This window comes from Kribbella sp. NBC_00889, assembly GCF_045207705.1.
GTDB lineage: Bacteria > Actinomycetota > Actinomycetes > Propionibacteriales > Kribbellaceae > Kribbella.
In genome coordinates, this window is the sequence record NZ_CP108783.1 from 255,626 (window position 1) to 274,186 (window position 18,561).

Genomic DNA, 18,561 nt, shown 5'->3' on the forward strand with positions numbered 1-18,561 from the left:
TCTCCACTCTTGGCTATCGCCGCTTCGAACTGGTCGAGCGTTTGAGGGCGGTCACCAGTTCTGTCTTGCTCATCGCCGACCTGCCCTTGACCTCCTCGGCCGTGGCCAGGTTCAGCAGGTCCGTCCTGGTCATCTCGTTGAGGTCGGCAGTGGCACGACTTCGTCCGTTGCCCTTGCGCTGTGTGGCGGCGCGAGATCGGACCTGCTCGGCCTCGCGGACCCGTTCGTCGGCGTTCTTGGCCTCGCGATCCGCGTCCGCGGCAAGCTGCGCGGCCTGTCGGTGTGCCTCCTCGGCAGCAGCCTTCGTCGCCTCGGTGGCCTCGTCCGCCAGCCGCCTGGCCTCTGCCAGGCTGGCGGTCGCGTCGGCCATCGCCTGCTTGGCCTTCGACTGCGCCGCCTCCGCCTCTTCGCGGGCCTTCGCGACCCGGTCGTCCGCCTCCGCCTTCGCCCGCTGCACCACGCGGTCAGCGTCTGCCTGCGCCGAGGCCCGAGCCCGCTCCACTCGCGCATCGGCCTCGCGGCGTGCCTCGGCGACCTTGTCGCTGACCTCCTGTGTCTGCTCCCGCTCGACGTCACGCACGTACGCCCGGCACCGTTCGGCGACCTGACGCGCCTCGTCGCTGCGCGCCTTCGCTTCCTCGGCCTCGCGTACCGCGTCGTCCTCGGCCTGCTTGGCCTCGTCGGCCGCGGCCCTGGCTCGCTGGAGCCGCAGCTCGATCGAATCGCCCACGGGAAGTACATCCATGACAGATGCACCTGCGTGGCGAGCGATGTCCGCCAGGCCGCTTCCAGCCGACTGAGTCGCGCTGCCGGCCGCATCCTTCGTCGCTTCCAACGGCGTCAACGCCTTCGAGAGCAGCCAGGTCGCGTTCTGCGGTAAATCCTTGACCCCGGTGCCCCAGGCCTTCACCAACCTGCCTGCGGTGCGTGTTCCGGCCATGTCGCTGCCTCCCTGATCCTGAATCACATATCAGGCCCCCAGCCACACCGCAGGTACCCGGCGACCTGCACTACAAACTCATGCAGCGGCGCCCGAATTCACTCGATACGGATGATGTCGCCAGGCGTGGCGGCGGCGAGGGTGGTGCGAAGTCCGCAGTCAACCCGGAGGGATCCGCCATGGGGACCACACTTCCGGCCTTCACGCCGCTCGAGGACAGTCTGTGGTTGACGCTGTGCTGCCGCGCCCTCGACAACCGCAGACCGATCCCGATCCTCGGCGATGCCATGGCCGACCAGATCGTCCGTACGTCCGGCTACGACTACGAGCGGCTCAAGATCGACACCAACCTGCTCCTGAACGCGACCATCCGGGCGAAGAAGCTGGACGAGGTGGCGTCGAGGTTCCTCGACCGTCACCCGGATGCCGTCGGACTCGACCTGGGCGCCGGCCTCGACACCCGCCGGGAACGGCTCGCCCGCCGGACACCGTCGAGTGGTACGACGTCGATTTCCCCGAGGTCGTCACCGCACGACGGGAGTTGATTCCGGAGCGTCCGCACTCCCACAACATCGCCGCCGACGTGACCGGCAAGGGCTGGCTGGACGCCGTACCCTCCGACAAGCCGGCGATCATCGTGGCCGACGGTCTGTTCGGGTTCCTCAGCCAGGACCAGGTGACAGCACTGCTGGACCGGCTGGTCGAGCACTTCCCGAGCGGCAACCTGGTCTTCAACAGCTACACCAAGTTCGCCGTCTGGGCGGCCCGGCACTCGCGCGGCACCAAGACGGTCGCGGACCTGATCAAATTCCCCGGCGTCGACGACCCGCGCGACTTCGAACGCTGGAACCCGAAGCTGCAACTGATCAAGGAGATCCTGATCAGCCGCGAACCCGAGATCGCCCAGTTCCCGTCCGTCCTCCGCCGCTACTACCGAGCCCAAGCCCGCAGTACCGCGTGGTCCCGGAAGGGAACCATCGTCCTGCACTACCGCTTCTGAACAAGGCAGGTTCTTGGACACGGCCGTGACGAGCGCTGGGCGGTGAGGGTAGCCTCACCTGTGTGATTGTCTGCCACTGTGAGGTCGTCAGCGACCGCGACGTCGTCGAGAGCATCGACCGCGGCGCGCGGACGCTCGCGCAGGTGTGCGGGACGACCGGGGCGGGACGGAACTGTGGCGGCTGCGTCTTCTCGTTGAAGCGGTTGTTGTGCCAGCATGGGAGGTCGGTCTCGGCAGCCTCAATCACGGAGGTGGCAGGTGCAGCCGGTTAACCCACGCGTCGTCGTACTGCTCAACGAGGCGCTCACCCTCGAGCTGACGGTCATCAACGGGTACTTCCTCGAGGCCAGGATGCTCGACAACTGGGGATTCGGGCGGCTCGGCAAGGCCTTCTACGACCTGTCGATCGACGAGATGAAGGACGCCGATGCGCTGATCAGCCGCATCCTGTTGTTCGACGGCCACCCGAATCTGCAGAAGCTCGGCGCTGTGGCGGTCGGTGAGGACGCCCAGGAGATGCTCCGGCTGGGCCTCGAGGGCGAGCTCGCCGCGGTGGCGCAGTTCAACGCGTCCGCGAAGGAGTGCCACGACCTCGGCGACCACGGCACCGCGGCGGTGTTCGAGGAGATGGTCCGCGACGAGGAGACGCACGTGGACTGGTTCGAGTCCCAACTCGACGCCATCGAACGCGTCGGCATCCAGCAATACCTCGCCCAGCAGATCGATCCTGGCAAGTCACCAGGCTGACGGAGTGGCCACCCGTTATCTGTACGTCGTCAGGCACGCCGAGGCACTGCCGGATCAGAGTGGGTTGTCAGAGAAGGGCCGTCGTCAGGCCGTATTGCTCGGTCAGCGACTGCAGGACGTCCCTTTCTCGTCTCTTCATCACAGTCCGCTTCCCCGGGCAGCCCAAACCGCGCGCCTGGTCCAGCAGGAACTCCAGAGCGAAGTCCTGCTGGAGGATTCGGAAGCAGCCGGAGACTATGTCCCCTACCTGCCGACGCAGGACGAGCTGCCGGCGGACTCGGCCGACTTCCTGCTGCGCTTCCTCGAGCAGTTCACGGCCGCGGAGCTCGAAAGCGGAGCTGAGCTGGCGCGCGTGGCCCTGGAGCGGTTCACCGGGCCGGTGGACGGCAATGACGAACAGCACCAGCTGCTGATCACCCACAACTTCCTGGTCGGCTGGCTGGTTCGACACACCCTGGACGCGCCGAAGTGGCGGTGGCTCGCTCTCAACCACTGCAACGCGGCACTGACGGTCCTCCGCTTCGCGCCCGGCCGCCCCTCCTCGGTCCTGGTCTACAACGACATGCGCCATCTGCCCGCCGACCTGCGCTGGACCGGCTTCCCCACAGACCTGCACATCTGAAGGCCATCGGTGCGCCGGAGACTCAGAAACCCTGGCCACTGAGGCACTCACCTGGTGCTGACCTGGCCCGGCGTAGGAGAAGGTGGTGGCGGGGGCGATTTCGGTGGGATGTCGCCGCAGCCGAGGGGTGGGGGCAGATGAACGACGACGAGTTGGCTTTGATGATGCCGCTCTATCAGGCTGATCGGCAGGACCTGCAGGCGCTCAGCACCGTCAACGGCGCACTTTTCGCAGCTGCGAGCGCGTATGTCGGCCTGGTCGTCTTCGCCCTGACCCAATCCAGCTCCGACGACATTCCGTCGTTCTTGGTGCTGTTCCTCCCGCTCCCACTGTGGTCCCTCGTCATCTTCGCTGTGGTGACTGCCAACATCGCAGTCCTGAAGTCGTCGGCATGCAAGGCGTTCGAGGCTCTCCTCGTGGAACGTCTGCGGCTGTCTGCGAAAGACTCGGTCGGCATTACCTTGCAAGCCCGGATTGACGCACCTACGAAGGCCCGAAAGGTGCATGCGCCCAGACAAGCCGGCTGGCTGTTTCTCACGCTTCTGTGGGCCTGCTACACGACGATGGGGATTGGGATCTGCGGCTTCACTGCGTGGGTCACACTCGGTGCGGATTGCTCTCTGACCTGGCGAATTGTTGCGCTCGCTTGCTATCTGGGCATGGCTGTCCTGGCGCTCGGTTCACTTGTTTCATCGGTGGGGAACCCCGCGATGACGGTCGACTACGCCCAGACGCCGAACGTCTGAGGACGGCGCCACCGAGCGGGCTGCTCAGGTGGGGCGGATGTTCTTGTTGTGGTGGAAGGTGTTGTCGGGGTCGTACTTCGATTTGACCTCGGCGAGCCGTCGGTAGGTGTGATCGCCGTAGGACTCTCGGATACGACTGTCGTCGTCGGCGTCGAGGAAGTTGATGTAGACGCCGGCGGCCCGGTGTGGCTCGAGGGCCTGCAGGAACTGCCGCGCCCACGCAGTCTCGGCGGCGGCCAGCCCGGCGGCTTGGTCTGGCAGCCACACTCCTTCGATGACGATGTTGTGGGGCACATCGCGACCGGTGTATGCGGTGGCGTCGTGGGGGACCCGGGCGACGGCGCCACCCAGATGAAACATCGCCGCGTACGACAGGGGCGAACCAGCGGTGTAGGCGTGCTCGGCGATGACATCGATGGCGTCGTCGGAGAGCCTGGCGAGGTTCGTGGACTTCCAGTAATAGTTCCGGCCATGGGGAACGGTGTCGTCGATGGCGCTCTGGTGCGCGACGTACGGCGTGGCTGCGACCAGGTCCGCGAGCGGCGTACCGAACCGGCGGAGGCTCCGCACCGCACGCTCGCCGTCTTCCACGGCGCCGGCGTAGCAGAAGGCGACAGCGATCGCCGGCCGCCAGTGCAGGTGATCAGGGATGTCCGGCCAAGGAGGGACCGTGCCGAGCCTGACTACGCTGCCGAGCTCGTCGGGGGCTTCGGCAACGAAGTCCCGGTAGAAGCGCAGTACCTCCGCTGTGTCCTCGGCCGCCCAGAAGACCGGACCGGCGACGACGTCCGGGCCGAGGGGGTGCAGCGCGAACTGGAACGAGGTGACGACGCCGAAGTTGCCGCCGCCGCCTCGTAGTGCCCAGAACAGGTCGGGGTGTTCGTCGGTGGACGCCCGAACGATGCTGCCCTCGGCGGTGACCACCTCGGCCGCCAGTAAATTGTCGACGGCGAGCCCGTATTTGCGCATGAGCCAGCCGAGGCCGCCACCGAGGGTGAGCCCGGCGACGCCGGTGTGGCTGACGATGCCGCCGGTAGTGGCCAGACCGTGGGCCTGCGTCTCATGGTCGACGTCGCTCCAGAGGGCACCTCCCTGCACCCAGGCGGTGCGGCCGGCGGAGTCGATCCGCACGGCCCGCATAGCCGAGAGATCGATGACGATCCCGTCGTCGCAGACCGCCGTACCGGCCACGTTGTGCCCTCCGCCCCGGACGGCGATCTCCAGGTCGTGGTCGTGGGCGAAGCGCAGCGCCGCGACCACGTCGGCGGTCCCACCGCAGCGAGCGATCAGCTGGGGGCACCGGTCGATGACGCCGTTCCACACCGCTCTGGCGGCGTCGTAGTCGGTGTGGTCGGCAGTGATCAGCCGGCCCAGGAACCCGTCGATCTCCATGGCGGTTACCTCCTCGCTCGCGTGGGCCGGCCTCGTCGGCCCCTCCGCTGTCGACGGCACCATCGCATCGCGGTCGACCCCGGCCGTGAAGTCAAGAATCTGGACTTCACACGCGAAGGCCGCGGCATGACACTGGCGTCGTGAGGACTTACGGCCAGTACTGCCCCATCTCTCGCGGCGCCGAGATCTTCGCCGAGCGCTGGACGCCGCTGATCGTCCGCAACCTGTATCTGGGCTGCGGCAGCTTCACCGAGATCCTGGAGGGCGCGCCCGGCCTGTCTCGCACCCTGCTGTCGCAGCGGCTGAAGCAGCTCGAACGGTTCGGCATCGTCAGCTCGGCACTCAAGCCTGACGGGCGCGGGCGCCACTACGAGCTCGCACCCGCGGGTCACGACATGTTCAAGGTCTGCGTGTCGCTCGGCGAGTGGGGTGCCGCCTGGCTCGAGATCGCCCCCGAGCACCTCGATCCCTTCGTGGCCCTGTGGTCGATGTGCAACCTGCTCCGCCGAGACCGGCTCCCGCGCCGGCGCGTCGTCGTCCGCTTCGACTTCACCGGCCGCCAGCGCCCCGAGCGGTACTGGCTGCTGATCGAGCACGGCGACACCGAGCTGTGCAAGACGTACCCCGGCCTCGACGAGGACCTCTACATCACGGCGGAGGCCGAAGCCTTCGTCAAATGGCACGCCGGCCAGCTCAGCTGGGCCGAGGCCACCCGCAACGGCCGCATCCAACTCCACGGCCCCTCGTCGCTCGTACGAGCCTTCCCCACCTGGAACGCCCGCAGCGCCTTCGCCCACATCAGGCCGATCCCCCGCGCTACAGCAACCCCAGCAGCCTGAGCCGTTCGACAGGACGGCGACCCTGCCATCCTGATGTTCACCAAGCGCTGGCTGCGGACCGGACGGGGCCCCCGGTCCGCAGTCGTTCAGCTCACGGCGGAGTTCATTGACTCAGCTTGGTGAGTCTGGTGTACCAGTTTCCGAGACTGGTGCGCGTGTCTCCGCAGCTTCCGAAATCGGCCAGGTCCGGCGAGGGGAAATACTCCGCCAGTGTGCACGTCTGGCCGACGTACTCCGACGCCAGCCAGATGTTGCCGCCGTCGGTCACGGCGGCACCGTAGTCACCCCAACGGGTCCGCGGAGGATCCCCGACGAACGCCTTGTACGACGTGAATCCGTCAGCCGGCCCGAGGCCTGCGGCCGCGAGGTGGATCGGTCCCACCGACCCGCGTTCGTCGATGCGGACGTAACCCGCGCTCGGGAAGTTGGTCTCGCCGAGGACCGAGAACGCGATCGCGCCCTTGCCGGCCGGGGTGAAGGCGATGGCCGGCATGGTGAGGTTGTTGTTCGCGAGGGCGATGTAACCCTGCTTGGTGACCCGCCCTTCGATCTTGCCGGCGCCGTTGATCTTCGGGCTCACCGCGAACCAGGCGATGCCCGCCTTGAGCTCGCCGTTCACCCTGACCGCGGTACCGGAGGAACCCCACAGAGTGCCGTTGACGTACCAGGTCTGCTGCATCCGGGAATCCAGCGAGTCCGGCGTGGACTCCACCTCGTCGTGCGCGGGCTCGGCCTCGGGCTCGAAGAACACCTGCCAGCACCCCGGACCGAACGGTGTCGGCATCGTCGTGTCGTTGATGCACTCACCCAGCGGGATGTTGCCCGGCTTCTGGTCCGACTCCGGCGGGACGACATACGTCTGGCTGTTCGTCAGCCGGCTCGTGATCCCCAACGCCGGTGCCGCGGAGTTCAGCGACGCCGTGTTGGTGATCGCCCAGATGCCCAGCCGGCGCGCGGTACCGGTCGGGTTGCCGGTCTCGCTGCCGTCACCGGCGATCGTGCTCAACGCGTACTCCGTGCCGTTCCGTTCGCTGGAGTACTCCCCGGCCGGCGAGTTGGCCGGCCAGACGGTGAAGCCCGGCGAGCCGTCGACGGCGAGGTTCTCGACCAGGGTCATGTTGACGCTGGCCGGGTGGCCGGCGAGCTGCGCCTTCGAGAACGCGAAGATCTGCGCGGCGTTGAAGCCCGGCCCGAACAGGTCGTACTCGTTGGTCGACACGTACACGCCGTTCGCGTCCTGGCCGATGTGCGGGTAGTCCTGGAAACACGGGCCGTGGACGACCCCGTCCACGGTGCAGCCGTGGTCGGGTGTTCCGTCGGTCCCGTCGTTCTGCGCCGGGACGTGGTAGATGGTCCAGGTGCCGAGCGGGTTGCCGGTGTTCGACACGGCCAGGTCGATCGTGTTCTTGCCGGTGAAGTCGCCGCTCGGCAGGCTGCCCAAGGTGGTGAGAACCACCATGAAGCGCTGGTGGTCCGGGTCGTACAGGCACACCGGGTCGATGACCTGCGGCCCGATCACGCCGGTCGTTCGGTCGATCGCGGGCGGGTAGCCGAAGAACGTGTTGAGATCCTGTACCCCGCTCAGCGCGGCGGCGTCTGCCGAGCTGCGGACCCGCAGCACGCTGTTGACCGCCTCGACGACGAACCCGTTGCCGACACACAGCGCCTGGTCGGGCGGCTCGAGCGAGAACTGGTTGCCGCCGTTGGCGAGGCGTTGGTCGCGGTGGGTAAGGCCGTTCACGCTGGCTTGGACATCCGCGTTGGAGCCGGCCACGACGCTGGACGCGACGACCGGTGCGTCGAGCGGCTTCTTCGGGAACTTGCCGTTCTTGAACCCCGGGCGCGGACGCGTGAACTCACCGGCCTCGCCGTCGCCTTCCTCCTCGTCCCGGCCTCCGGGCCGCAGCTCCGGCTGCTGGAGACCGTCGACTCCGAGCGGACGTGTCTGGATACTCGTCGTGCCGCCGCTGGGAATCGCGCGGGTACCTCCGGCGGCCGCACCCATCGAGGTTGTCGGGGTGATCAGGCCGGCGGAGATGACCAGGGACGCAGTTGCCAGACCAAACGCTCGACGGCGGGTCATGTGAGAGGTGAACTTCATGGGTTGCCCTCCATGCTGGTCGCGTGCCACTGGAGTGGCGACCGAACGTCAGCATGTCGGCACACGCGATGCAGTGGTCGGCCTACCGCACCCCGAGTTGCCCGTTCGCCAAGCTTCACCAGCCATTTGAGACCTCAGATGTGGTGAAGCGCAAGGGTTGGCAACTGAGCGTGCACACGCGGGGGCGGTCGCATGCACACGCTCGAAACAGCGGCCCCCTCACCGGCCAAGCCTGGTCTCGGCACCCATGAGAAGACCGCGTCGGTCGAGGGCTTACACGTCTTCCGGGAACGGAACTCCCGTATTGGAGTGGCAGCGGTAGCCGTTGGGGTTCTTGAAGTCGGACAGGTACTGCTGGTGGTAGCGATGCCGCCTGGGCGATAGAAGCTGTGCCGTCGCTCGGCTGAACTACGATTGGGCGGTCGGTCTCACGGGTTGATGGAGGAACAGATGAGTGCTGGCGGCAAGCTTGTGAGAGACCGCATCCCGGAGATCATCCGCGCGAGTGGTGCTGAGCCGATCACCTATCGGGCCGAGTCTGCCGAGTACGGTCGCCGGCTGCGCGACAAGCTCCTGGAGGAGGTCGACGAATTCCTCACTGCCGACGGCGCGACCGCCGTCGAGGAACTCGCGGACATCCTCGAGGTCGTCTATGCCTTGGCGGCCGACCTGGGGACTACCAAGGACCACCTCGAAACAACCCGCGCCGCCAAGGCCACAGAGCGAGGGACTTTCACCGACCGAGTCATCTGGACCGGCGTTCGCTGACCGGCGCGCCGGTTCCGTTCTCAGTCGTCGGCTGGGAACGGAACACCCGTCTTGGAGTGGCACCGGTAGCCGTTCGGGACCTTGCGCAAATACTGCTGGTGGTAGCGATGCTGGCGAGGCGATAGAACGCGTCGGGGTACTGCGCCTTGTAGATGAACATCAGGCAACTGGGGCACGGCTACACGCCCTGACCGGTGGCCATCTCGAACCGCAGGCGGTCGGCAGTGCCCACGGCTGTCGTCTCATCGATGTACTGCCGATCGGACCGGGTGAGGAATCGGAGGTCGGCGTTCTCGATCTCTCGGTACGCCGCCGGCGTTTCGCCGGTGCGGTCGGCTGCACCTCCGTTACGGATCCAGTCGGCCACGGTGTTGCCTTGGTCCCGGACGGAGTTCCACCGCCCGCAGGTCATCGGGCCCATGCCTGCCTCGATCGTCGCAACCACCTCCGGTGGTGTCTCCGGCCAAGAGCACCAGTTACTCACCACTTCGACCAGGCCCAGCGTGAGCGCCTCGTCGAGGTTGGCATCGGGCACGTGGTCGAGATCGGCACCCGCCAGGGCCGCTTCGGTGATGGCGAGGGCGGTCATCACTGGAGCCGCGTCACCCTGCTCAATCGCTGGACACAGCCGATGCTGGGCGAGGTGCCCGAGTTGCGAGTACGGCGTCGGAGCGTCGGCCAGGGACGGCCGGAACCACCGCAGGCTCTTGGACAGGCGTCGGAGTACGACTTCGGTGGGATCGGTCGGGCGGCGAAAGATGCTCACCGGCCAACCTTATGGCCGCCGGCAAGCTACGGAGCTCAGCCTCCAAGGCCGAGGGCACCACCGCGAAGGTGGTGCCCTCAGACTTCAGTCTGCTGTTATGCGCCCGCCGGGAACGGTACGCCGGTGTTGCTGTGGCACCTGTAGCCGTTGGGGTTCTTGAAGTCGGACAGGTACTGCTGGTGGTAGCCCTCGGCGTAGTAGAAGGTGGTGGCGGGGGCGATCTCGGTGGTGATGTCGCCGTAGCCGAGGGGCTTGATGACGGGGGCGTAGAGGTCGCGGGTGCGCTCGGCCTCGGCACGCTGGGCGTCGGTGGTGTAGTAGACCGCGGAACGGTACTGGGAGCCGAGGTCGTTGCCCTGGCGCATGCCCTGTGTCGGGTCGTGGGTCTCCCAGAAGACCTTCAGCAGGTCGGTGAAGGTGGTCTTGGTGGGGTCGTAGACGACTCGGACGGCCTCGGTGTGGCCGGTGCGGCCCGTGCAGACCTCCTCGTACGTCGGGTTCGGGGTGTAACCACCCGCGTAGCCGACGGCCGTGGTGTAGACCCCGGGCTGCTGCCAGAAGATCTCCTCGGTGCCCCAGAAACACCCGGTGCCGAACCAGATCTCCTCGAACCCCTCAGGGGCAGCAGCGGTCTGCGGCGTACCGAGCACGATGTTGTCCGCCGGTACGGCGAATCCGGGCTCCGGCCGGCCGGGCAGTGCGGCCTCGGGCTCGACCAGGGCTGTGTTGCGCTTGAAGAACGACATTCTCACGCCTCTCGCAGAAGTACTGTCATGATCCTTCAACGCCAGGGGTAAGGCGAACCTTCCCCACACCCCTTACGGCGAGATGACGTCAAGCGATCATGGCCGCCGAGCGCCGGGCCGGCGCCCCGCCCGTGGTCAGCGACGCGTACGACGCGGCCAACTGACCGACCCCGTCACGCAACGCATCCGGGTCGAGCGTGAACGGCAACCGGATGAACGACTCGAGCCCACCATCCGGCGAGAACCGCGAACCGGACACCAGTAGTACGCCGTTCCGCTGCGCAACCCCGACCAGACTCGACCCAACGGGCTCGGGCAACTCACACCACAGCGACAACCCACCACCCGGCACCCGGAACCGCCACGACGGCAATTCGGAGGCCACCGCCGACGCCAACGCATCCCGCCGCCGCGCCAGCTCCGACCGCCGCTCCGGCAGAATCGTCGACCGCTGCCGCAGCAATCCGGCGACGACCAACTGCTCGAGCACCGGCGCCCCCAGATCCATCGACGCCCGCGCGTCCAGGATCCGCGCGACCAGCGCCTCCGGCACCCGCATCCACCCGATCCGCAGCCCACCCCAGAACGACTTGCTCACCGACCCCACGGTGATCACGCCGTCGGGGTCGTACGACGCGAACGGCGGCGGCAGCTCCTGGCCGTCCAGCGACAGCTCGAACAGCGTCTCGTCCACGATCGCCGTCGTCCGGCTGCGGGCGAACGCGATCGCCAGCCGCTGCCGGTCGGCGGCCGGCATCAACCAGCCGGTCGGGTTCTGGAAGTCCACGACCATCCAGGCGGCTCGCGGTGCCGTCTGCCTGATCGTTGCCTCCAGTAAGGGAAGGTCCCAGCCGCCGGGGCTCATCGGCACCGCCACCACCCGGCAGCCGCTGCGCCGGATCGCGTCGACGGAGTTCGGGTGCGTCGGACTCTCGGTCAGCACCCGGTCGCCGAACTGCGTGATCGCGCGGATCGCGATCGACGTCGCCGCCAGCGCACCGGCGGTCACGATGATCTGGTCCGGCGTCGTCGGCAGCCCGCGCTCCGCATAGGCCGCCGCGATCTCCGAGCGCAGCACCGGCAGGCCCTGCGGGTGGTACCCGGGCGTCGCCAGATGCACCGGCAGGTCCCCGGCAGCCTCCGCCACCGCCGTACTGATCCCCGGTACGGCGGACGGCGCCGCGCAGGTGAAGTCGTAGAGCCCGTCCATGTCGATCCCAGGCGCGTGGTGCCGCCCGAGTTCAGGTGCGACCTTGGACGGGAGGGCGGTGACACTGCCCGACCCGCGGCGGCTCATCAGATAGCCGCTGTCGCGCAACTCGCGGTACGCCGAGGCGACCGTCGTCCGGCTGACCCCGAGGGCTTCGGTCAACTCGCGCTCGCTCGGGAGCCGCGAGCCAGGGATGATCCGGCCGTCCGCGATCAGCAGTCTGAGCCGGTCGGCCAGCACCCGGTACGCCGGGCCGGAGTCGTCGGCCCAGGACCCGAGCAGGCCGGCGAGCGTACTGGCGGGGAGATATTGCCGCTGCATGCAGTCCACTATCGCGCAATTGGCTATCGATCACCAGGCCAGTTGCTCTGCAAACTGGAGAAGTGACCGTCACTTCCCCCGCACCGCCGCGCCAACTGGCGCCCCTGAACCCGATCCAGCAGCTGAAGGCAGGCCACCTGCCCCGGCGCCTGGTCCAGTTGTACGTCGGCCTCACCCTGTACGGCGCCTCGATGGGCCTGATGATCAAGGGCAATCTCGGCCTGGACCCGTGGGACGTGTTCCACTCCGGCATCACCAAGCACCTGCCGCTGAGCTTCGGCACCGTGGTGATCGCGATGAGCTTCGTCGTACTGCTGGCCTGGATCCCGCTGCGGCAGTGGCCCGGGCTCGGCACGATCAGCAACGCGATCGTGATCGGCCTGGTGACGGACCTGACCCTGGCGACGGTCGACCGGCCGGACGCGCTCTGGCTCCGGATCGTGTTCATGCTCGCGGGCGTCGTGGTGAACGCGCTGGCCGGCGCGCTCTACATCGGCGCGCAGTTCGGCCCCGGTCCCCGCGACGGCCTGATGACCGGCCTGGTCCGTCGTACCGGCCTCAGCGTCCGCCTCGTCCGGACCGCGATCGAGCTGACCGTGCTCGTCATCGGCTTCCTGCTCGGCGGCGTGATCGGCGTCGGCACTGTCGTCTACGCCCTGTCGATCGGCCCACTCGTCCACGTCCTCCTACCGATCTTCACAGTGCGCCTGAAGCCCGACCTGCCCTAGCAGCCCTCCGCCGCTTCACGCCCACCCCTTCGCGTTCGCGGCTCCGCGTCCGCGTTCGCGGCTCCTGGCCCGCGGCTTCGCGCTCGCCGCTCCCGCAGCGCAGGCTGCCGTCCGCTGGGTTAGCCCACCAAACGATGGGTTGGCCCACTGCGTGCGGTTGGCCAACCCGCCTTCTCGTGGGCGGACCCGTGGAAGGCGGTGCGGTGGGAGCGGGGTGGGCCAGTGGGGGCGGGCTGCCGTCCGCTGGGTTAGCCCACCAAACGGTGGGTTGGCCCACTGCGTGCGGTTGGCCAACCCACCTTCTCGTGGGCTGACTCAGCAGAGGGCAGTGCGGCGGGGGTGCGGGCGGGGCAGCTCGGCGGCTGCGGCTGCGGCTGGCGCTGGGCGGATGCGGAGCGGGGCGGAGCGGAGTGGGAGCGCGGGCTGGGGCTTAGCGTTCCAGGTGGGTTTTGAGGGCGTTGAGGCGGTGGTCCCAGTCGCGGGTGAGGGCGGCGAGGAACTGCTGGGCGAGCTGCATCGGGGCGGGCCGGAGGCCGTAGCGGACACGGCGGCGTTCGCCGTGCTCGGCGGTGACGAGGCCCGCCTCGGCCAGGAGTGCGAGGTGCTTGGCGATCGCCTGCCGGGTGATCGGCAGGCGATCCGCCAGGTCCGTCGCGGTCGAAGGCCCGTTCGCCGCGAGTACGGCGAGTACGCCGCGCCGCCGCGGATCCGCCAAGGCCAGGAACACCTGCTCCGCCACCGCCTCGACCTGGTCTGTGGCGGGCATGGCAGGTCAGGCGGCGTCGAGGTAGTCGACGAGTTCGCCGAGTTCGGACGCCCAGCCTTCGGTGTTGGCGCCGAACGCCTTGGTGTACTCGCCGTCCGGCAGTTGCGCGAAGCCCGACTCGATGACGGTCAGCCGGGTGCCGGCGTCGACCGGCTCCAGGGTGAACTCGACGTACGTCCGGCGTTCGTCCTCGGCCGGCAGGCCGTAGATGTGCCAGGTGAAGCCGAACGTGGTCGGCTCGTCGACCCGCTCGATCCGCATCTCGGCCCGGTCGCCGCTGGTCCACGTCATCTCCGCGGATCCGCCCGGCCGCAGGTCGATCTTCGCCTGGTGGCCGAACCAGGTGCCGAGACCCTCGGCCGTGGTCAGCGCCGCCCACACCTTCGCCGGCGGGTGGGCGAGCTCGACGGTCCGCGCGATCTGGTCAGGAAATCCCATCGCAATCCTCCTGGTGAATAGCAACTATCTGGTTGCGATCCAACATATGGCAACCCGTCGGTTGCGTCAAGAGTCTCAGTGCCGGACGGCCGGTGCGGGACGGAGCAGACCAGGCCGTAGGCTGGTCCGGTGAACACGGACCACCACTACGGCTTCGAGACGCTCGCCATCCACGCCGGGAACGAGCCCGACCCCACCACCGGTTCGGTGGTGCCGCCGATCTACGCGACCAGCACCTACAAGCAGGACGGCGTCGGCGGGCTGCGCAACGGCTACGAGTACTCCCGGTCGGCGAACCCGACCCGGACCGCGCTGGAGGAGTGTCTGGCCGCGATCGAGGTGGGCAACCGCGGCTTCGCGTTCGCCAGCGGCCTGGCCGCGGAGGACACGCTGATCCGCTCGCTCTGCGTCCCGGGCGACCACATGGTGTTCCCCGACGACGCGTACGGCGGCACGTTCCGGCTGTTCTCCAAGGTGCTGGGCAACTGGGGTGTCGAGATGACGCCGGTCGCGGTCACCCACCCCGAGGCGATCCGGGCCGCGATCCGCCCGGGCAAGACCAAGATCGTCTGGCTCGAGACGCCGACGAACCCGCTGCTGAACGTCGCCGACATCGCCATCGTCGCCCAGATCGCGCACGACGCCGGTGCCCTGCTGGTGGTCGACAACACCTTTGCCACGCCATACCTGCAGCAGCCGCTGGAGCTCGGCGCGGACGTCGTCGTGCACTCGACCACGAAGTACATGGGCGGTCACTCCGACGTTGTCGGCGGTGGGCTGATCGTCCGCGACGCCGGGCTGGCCGACAAGATCGCCTTCCACCAGAACGCGATCGGCGCGGTCGCCGGCCCGTTCGACTCCTGGCTGGTGCTGCGCGGGATCAAGACCCTCGGCGTCCGGATGGACCGGCACAGCGACAACGCCGAGAAGGTCGTCGAGTTCCTGCAGCGGCACAAGGCCGTCAGCCAGGTGCTGTACCCGGGCCTCGACGGTCACCCCGGCCACGAGACCGCCGCCAAGCAGATGAAGCGGTACGGCGGCATCGTGTCCTTCCGGGTCACCGGAGGAGAGCAGCACGCGCTGGACATCTGCAACAAGGCCGAGGTCTTCACCCTGGGCGAGTCGCTCGGCGGTGTCGAGTCGCTGATCGAGCACCCCGGCAAGATGACCCACGCCTCGGTCGCCGGTACGCCGCTCGAGGTGCCGGCCGACCTGATCCGGCTCAGCGTCGGGATCGAGACGGTCGACGACCTGCTGCTGGACCTCGACCGCGCGATGGCGTAGTTGGCGGGCCTGTTGGTGGCCGTCGACTTCGGGTCGACGTTCACGAAGGCGATCGCGGTGGACTCCGGCTCGGGCGACCTGGTCGCCCGAGCCGAACACCGGACCACGATCGACACGGACGTGATGGACGGCTGGCACGCCTGCCGCAACGCCTTGCTGGAAGCCGATCGCGGCGTCGAGCGCGCCGAGGTGCTGGCCTGTTCAAGTGCGGGCGGCGGTCTCCGGATCGGTGTCGTCGGCAACGAAGAGCTCGTCACCGCGGAAGCCGGCCGGCGGGTCGCGTTGTCCAGCGGCGGCCGAGTGGTTGCCGTGGTCAACGGCGGGCTCACGGCAACTTCCCTGAAGGAGCTGCGCAAGGACCGGCCGGACGTGGTCTTGCTGCTCGGCGGCACGGACGGTGGCAATTCGGCAGTACTGCGCAACGCTGCCGAGGTGCTGGCCAGGTACAAGTGGCGTCGACCGGTCGTTGTCGCAGGCAACCTTGATGCGCAGGCCGGGATCGGCGAGACCCTTGCGGCGGCCGGCGTACCGCATGTCCTGGCGGACAATGTCGTACCCGAGATCGGAGTGTTCGCGCCGGACAGTGCGCGGGCCGCGATCCGGGAGATGTTCCTCGCCCATGTGATCGGCGGGAAGAACCTGTCCCGGGACCCGGCGTTCACGCGGATGGTCCGAGCCGCCACGCCGGACGTCGTACTGCGCGGAGTCGAGGTGCTGGCCGGGCTGCACGGTGACGTCGCGGTCGTGGACATCGGTGGTGCGACCACGGACGTGCACTCGGTGATCGAGCTCGACCCGGAGGACGCGAACCTCGGCCGCGAGGTGGTCGCGACGCATCCCGTGACGCGCACGGTCGAGGGCGACCTCGGCATGCGCTGGAGCGCGGTCCCAGTAGTCGCCGCCGGCATCGAGTCCGGTCTCATCCCGGACGGCGACCTGCTCAGTACGGCGGCCGCTCGGCGGCACGCCGATCCGTCGTACCTTCCTGACAGCGAGCAAGAGGCGTCGTACGACGAGTTGCTCGCGAGGGTCGCGGCGACGGTGGCGTTGCGGCGGCACGCGGGTCGACAGCGGATCGTGTTCGGGCCGGGCGGTCGGGTGATCGAGCGGTCGGGCAAGGACCTGCGCGAGGTGGACCTGCTGGTCGGGTCCGGAGGAGTGCTGCGGCACAACGGGCCGGACGTCGCCGCGCGGATCCTGGGCTCCGTCGGGGTGAATGCACAGGAGGAAGGCTGGCTCGTCCCGGAGCGCGCGGAAGTCTGCGTCGACAAGGACTACGTCCTGGCCGGCGTCGGCCTGCTCGCCGGCCTCGCCCCAGCCGCAGCCGAAGGGCTCGCGGCGCACATTCATGGAACGGTCCGCACCGGGCACTAACCTCAGTACCAAGCGCGTGAGCTGCGGAGGTGGGATGAGCGAGTCGGGGCGGGGCGACGAGACCGAGGCGCCGGACGTCGGACGGGACCGCGAGAGTCCGGTGGCTGACAACGAGGTGCTCGACGAGGCCAGCGCAACCGTGGTGGACGACGATCGCCTGACCGCGTCGTCCAGCCGGGGTCGCGTGGACACCGGGGTGACACCCGGGATGCAGATCGCCAGTGCCTGGGCCTGGCGGTTCCTGGTGATCGTCGCGGCCGTGCTGGTGATCGCCTACGGGATGCGTTATCTGTCCGAGGTGGTCGTCCCGGTCACGGTCGGCGTACTGCTGACGGCTCTGCTGGTTCCGGTGACGGACGGCCTGCAGCGGCTCCGCATTCCCCGCGGTCCCGCGGCGGGCATCACCGTCCTGGCGACCATCATCCTCGTCGCCGGTCTGCTGACCCTGGTCGGGACGCAGATCGCGGGCCAGTTCGAGAGTCTGTCCACCCAGGTCGGCGAAGGTGTGCAGAAACTGCGCGACCTGGGCCGGATCAACTTCGGGCTGAGTGACAAGGACATCACCGCCGCCTTCAAGCGACTGCAGGACGAGATCACGTCCGGTGGTGCTCTCGGTCAGCGCGCGGCCGAGGTCGGTACGACGGCGACGCATGTCGTGGCCGGCCTGTTCATCGCGCTGTTCTGCCTGTTCTTCTTCCTCTACCAGGGCGATCGGATCTGGGCGTGGCTGATCCGGCTGTTCCCGCGGCAGGCGCGCGAGAAGGCCGACTCGTCCGGGCGGAAGGCGTGGGTCTCCCTCACGGCGTTCGTCCGGGCCACCATCATCGTCGCGGCGGTCGACGCGATCGGGATCTCACTGGGCGCGGCGATCCTCGGACTGCCGCTGGTGAGCGCGATCGGCATTCTGGTGTTCGTCGGCGCGTTCATCCCGGTCGTCGGCGCGCTGATCAGCGGCGGGGTCGCCGTACTGGTTGCGCTGGTTGCCAAGGGACCGATCGTCGCGATCATCATGCTGGCTGTGGTGATCGGCGTGCAGCAGCTCGAGGCGCATGTGTTGCAGCCGTTCCTGCTCGGCCGCGCGGTCAGCGTCCACCCGCTCGCCATCATCCTGTCGATCGCCACGGGTGTGATCATCGCCGGGATCGTCGGCGCGCTGATCGCCGTACCGACGGCCGCCGTACTGAACGCGATCGTCAACCACCTGGCGGGCAACGACGTCGATCCGGAACCACCGCGACCGTTGCCCCGTAGATACCTCTTCCGGGAGAAACCCGCGGCGGAGTCAGCGGAAGGGGAGGGCTAAGCGCCCGGTCCCGTCGTCATCGAGGGCGTTCAGGGCGGTGACGAGTTTGCGTTCCTCGTAGGTGAAGTGCGTCTCCATCAAGGCGGCCACGGTGTCGAGCTCCCGCTTCCGCTCGGCCGGATCGAGCTCGGCGAGTTTCTCCAACCGCTGCAGGGCTTCCGCGATGATCAGGTGATCACGGGCCAGCTCCTCGAGCACCGGGCGAAGGTCCGGGTACTCCTCCGCGAGCGCCACGAACGCGCCGCCGTCCTCACCGGTGTGGTGACGGGTGAGCGCCCCGCAGAACGCCAGACAATGGGCCAGTAGATCTCTGCCGTCCGGTGCGGCCTGTTCCCGCAGTACGTCGATCTGCTCGCGGAGTTGATCGTGGAAGGCGACGAGCTGGTTTCCGAATCCTTGCAGGCGTGACATCACCGCAAGCCTAACGTGCGACGACCGGCCGTCCTCGGGAGAGGACGGCCGGTCGTTCG

Annotated in this window: 21 protein-coding genes; 12 read left to right on the forward strand and 9 right to left on the reverse strand. The window is 68.3% G+C overall.

All coding sequences use genetic code 11. From position 1 onward, the window contains the following. Positions 1 to 13 precede the first annotated feature (13 nt). Positions 14 to 940, reverse strand: a complete 927-nt coding sequence (locus OG817_RS01345; RefSeq protein WP_406051609.1) for a hypothetical protein — start codon at positions 938 to 940, stop codon at positions 14 to 16. Between the two features lie 179 nt (positions 941 to 1,119). On the opposite strand from OG817_RS01345, the gene OG817_RS01350 reads away from it, so the two are divergent. From OG817_RS01350 to OG817_RS01375, 6 genes are all read left to right on the forward strand, one after another. Continuing rightward, positions 1,120 to 1,485 (forward strand): hypothetical protein, encoded by a 366-nt coding sequence (locus tag OG817_RS01350; RefSeq protein WP_406051610.1) that lies wholly within the window; start codon positions 1,120 to 1,122, stop codon positions 1,483 to 1,485. Then, the gene (locus tag OG817_RS01355) at positions 1,482 to 1,940 is read left to right on the forward strand and encodes a hypothetical protein (protein ID WP_406051612.1); all 459 of its coding nucleotides are present in this window, start codon (positions 1,482 to 1,484) and stop codon (positions 1,938 to 1,940) included. Before OG817_RS01350 ends, OG817_RS01355 begins: the two co-directional genes overlap by 4 nt. A gap of 62 nt (positions 1,941 to 2,002) precedes the next feature. Next, the gene (locus tag OG817_RS01360) at positions 2,003 to 2,212 is read left to right on the forward strand and encodes a bacterioferritin-associated ferredoxin (protein WP_406051613.1); all 210 of its coding nucleotides are present in this window, start codon (positions 2,003 to 2,005) and stop codon (positions 2,210 to 2,212) included. Next, positions 2,199 to 2,687, forward strand: coding sequence for a bacterioferritin (bfr, locus tag OG817_RS01365; protein WP_406051614.1), 489 nt, complete (start codon positions 2,199 to 2,201; stop codon positions 2,685 to 2,687). Before OG817_RS01360 ends, bfr begins: the two co-directional genes overlap by 14 nt. A 4-nt stretch (positions 2,688 to 2,691) precedes the next feature. After that, positions 2,692 to 3,309 carry a histidine phosphatase family protein gene (locus tag OG817_RS01370; RefSeq protein WP_406051615.1) on the forward strand — a complete coding sequence of 206 codons (618 nt, stop codon included), beginning with the start codon at positions 2,692 to 2,694 and terminating at the stop codon, positions 3,307 to 3,309. 137 nt (positions 3,310 to 3,446) lie between these two features. After that, positions 3,447 to 4,055: a hypothetical protein gene (locus OG817_RS01375; RefSeq protein ID WP_406051617.1), complete on the forward strand. Its 609-nt coding sequence runs from the start codon at positions 3,447 to 3,449 to the stop codon at positions 4,053 to 4,055. Positions 4,056 to 4,079: 24 nt separating this feature from the next. Here the strand turns inward: OG817_RS01375 and OG817_RS01380 are convergent, their stop codons facing one another. Continuing rightward, on the reverse strand, positions 4,080 to 5,447 hold the full coding sequence (locus OG817_RS01380) for an FAD-binding oxidoreductase (RefSeq protein ID WP_406051618.1): 1,368 nt from the start codon (positions 5,445 to 5,447) through the stop codon (positions 4,080 to 4,082). Positions 5,448 to 5,587: 140 nt separating this feature from the next. On the opposite strand from OG817_RS01380, the gene OG817_RS01385 reads away from it, so the two are divergent. After that, entirely contained in the window at positions 5,588 to 6,286 is a 699-nt protein-coding gene (locus OG817_RS01385) for a winged helix-turn-helix transcriptional regulator (RefSeq protein ID WP_406051619.1), read from the forward strand. A 103-nt stretch (positions 6,287 to 6,389) separates the two neighbouring features. On the opposite strand, the gene OG817_RS01390 is transcribed toward OG817_RS01385, so the two are convergent. Beyond that, positions 6,390 to 8,387, reverse strand: a complete 1,998-nt coding sequence (locus tag OG817_RS01390) for a hypothetical protein (protein ID WP_406051620.1) — start codon at positions 8,385 to 8,387, stop codon at positions 6,390 to 6,392. 450 nt (positions 8,388 to 8,837) lie between these two features. On the opposite strand from OG817_RS01390, the gene OG817_RS01395 reads away from it, so the two are divergent. Then, positions 8,838 to 9,155, forward strand: a complete 318-nt coding sequence (locus OG817_RS01395; RefSeq protein ID WP_396396438.1) for a nucleoside triphosphate pyrophosphohydrolase — start codon at positions 8,838 to 8,840, stop codon at positions 9,153 to 9,155. Positions 9,156 to 9,333: 178 nt separating this feature from the next. Here the strand turns inward: OG817_RS01395 and OG817_RS01400 are convergent, their stop codons facing one another. The 3 genes from OG817_RS01400 to OG817_RS01410 all read right to left on the reverse strand — a co-directional run bounded on the left by OG817_RS01400 (position 9,334) and on the right by OG817_RS01410 (position 12,198). Then, positions 9,334 to 9,921, reverse strand: a complete 588-nt coding sequence (locus OG817_RS01400; RefSeq protein WP_406051622.1) for a hypothetical protein — start codon at positions 9,919 to 9,921, stop codon at positions 9,334 to 9,336. Between the two features lie 95 nt (positions 9,922 to 10,016). After that, a complete protein-coding gene (gene msrA / locus OG817_RS01405; RefSeq protein WP_406051624.1) occupies positions 10,017 to 10,667 on the reverse strand; it encodes a peptide-methionine (S)-S-oxide reductase MsrA in 651 nt (216 codons plus the stop codon). Positions 10,668 to 10,755: 88 nt separating this feature from the next. Then, the gene (locus OG817_RS01410; protein ID WP_406051625.1) at positions 10,756 to 12,198 is read right to left on the reverse strand and encodes a PLP-dependent aminotransferase family protein; all 1,443 of its coding nucleotides are present in this window, start codon (positions 12,196 to 12,198) and stop codon (positions 10,756 to 10,758) included. Positions 12,199 to 12,260: 62 nt separating this feature from the next. Here OG817_RS01410 and OG817_RS01415 point away from each other — a divergent pair, with 62 nt between their 5' ends. Continuing rightward, positions 12,261 to 12,926, forward strand: coding sequence for a YitT family protein (locus tag OG817_RS01415; protein ID WP_396396419.1), 666 nt, complete (start codon positions 12,261 to 12,263; stop codon positions 12,924 to 12,926). 430 nt (positions 12,927 to 13,356) lie between these two features. Here the strand turns inward: OG817_RS01415 and OG817_RS01420 are convergent, their stop codons facing one another. After that, on the reverse strand, positions 13,357 to 13,692 hold the full coding sequence (locus OG817_RS01420) for an ArsR/SmtB family transcription factor (RefSeq protein ID WP_406051626.1): 336 nt from the start codon (positions 13,690 to 13,692) through the stop codon (positions 13,357 to 13,359). A gap of 6 nt (positions 13,693 to 13,698) precedes the next feature. Next, complete coding sequence (locus OG817_RS01425) at positions 13,699 to 14,130, reverse strand: SRPBCC domain-containing protein (protein WP_396396416.1); 432 nt, start codon at positions 14,128 to 14,130, stop codon at positions 13,699 to 13,701. A gap of 129 nt (positions 14,131 to 14,259) precedes the next feature. On the opposite strand from OG817_RS01425, the gene OG817_RS01430 reads away from it, so the two are divergent. From OG817_RS01430 to OG817_RS01440, 3 genes are read left to right on the forward strand one after another with little or no spacing between them, the layout of a single operon-like run. Next, positions 14,260 to 15,414, forward strand: coding sequence for a cystathionine gamma-synthase (locus tag OG817_RS01430; RefSeq protein WP_406051628.1), 1,155 nt, complete (start codon positions 14,260 to 14,262; stop codon positions 15,412 to 15,414). Beyond that, positions 15,415 to 16,788 carry a glutamate mutase L gene (locus OG817_RS01435; RefSeq protein ID WP_406051629.1) on the forward strand — a complete coding sequence of 458 codons (1,374 nt, stop codon included), beginning with the start codon at positions 15,415 to 15,417 and terminating at the stop codon, positions 16,786 to 16,788. It abuts the gene before it with no gap. 34 nt (positions 16,789 to 16,822) lie between these two features. Next, positions 16,823 to 18,091, forward strand: coding sequence for an AI-2E family transporter (locus OG817_RS01440; RefSeq protein WP_406051631.1), 1,269 nt, complete (start codon positions 16,823 to 16,825; stop codon positions 18,089 to 18,091). Here OG817_RS01440 and OG817_RS01445 read toward each other — a convergent pair. Beyond that, positions 18,071 to 18,502 carry a hemerythrin domain-containing protein gene (locus OG817_RS01445; RefSeq protein ID WP_406051632.1) on the reverse strand — a complete coding sequence of 144 codons (432 nt, stop codon included), beginning with the start codon at positions 18,500 to 18,502 and terminating at the stop codon, positions 18,071 to 18,073. The genes OG817_RS01440 and OG817_RS01445 overlap by 21 nt on opposite strands. Positions 18,503 to 18,561: the final 59 nt, after the last annotated feature.

Coding starts and splice junctions, on each gene's coding strand:
- OG817_RS01345 (WP_406051609.1), bottom strand. CDS start 940: ATGGCCGGAACACGCACCGCAGGCAGGTTGGTGAAGGCCTGGGGCACC.
- OG817_RS01350 (WP_406051610.1), top strand. CDS start 1,120: ATGGGGACCACACTTCCGGCCTTCACGCCGCTCGAGGACAGTCTGTGG.
- OG817_RS01375 (WP_406051617.1), top strand. CDS start 3,447: ATGAACGACGACGAGTTGGCTTTGATGATGCCGCTCTATCAGGCTGAT.
- OG817_RS01380 (WP_406051618.1), bottom strand. CDS start 5,447: ATGGAGATCGACGGGTTCCTGGGCCGGCTGATCACTGCCGACCACACC.
- OG817_RS01390 (WP_406051620.1), bottom strand. CDS start 8,387: ATGAAGTTCACCTCTCACATGACCCGCCGTCGAGCGTTTGGTCTGGCA.
- OG817_RS01395 (WP_396396438.1), top strand. CDS start 8,838: ATGAGTGCTGGCGGCAAGCTTGTGAGAGACCGCATCCCGGAGATCATC.
- msrA (WP_406051624.1), bottom strand. CDS start 10,667: ATGTCGTTCTTCAAGCGCAACACAGCCCTGGTCGAGCCCGAGGCCGCA.
- OG817_RS01410 (WP_406051625.1), bottom strand. CDS start 12,198: ATGCAGCGGCAATATCTCCCCGCCAGTACGCTCGCCGGCCTGCTCGGG.
- OG817_RS01420 (WP_406051626.1), bottom strand. CDS start 13,692: ATGCCCGCCACAGACCAGGTCGAGGCGGTGGCGGAGCAGGTGTTCCTG.
- OG817_RS01425 (WP_396396416.1), bottom strand. CDS start 14,130: ATGGGATTTCCTGACCAGATCGCGCGGACCGTCGAGCTCGCCCACCCG.
- OG817_RS01440 (WP_406051631.1), top strand. CDS start 16,823: ATGAGCGAGTCGGGGCGGGGCGACGAGACCGAGGCGCCGGACGTCGGA.
- OG817_RS01445 (WP_406051632.1), bottom strand. CDS start 18,502: ATGTCACGCCTGCAAGGATTCGGAAACCAGCTCGTCGCCTTCCACGAT.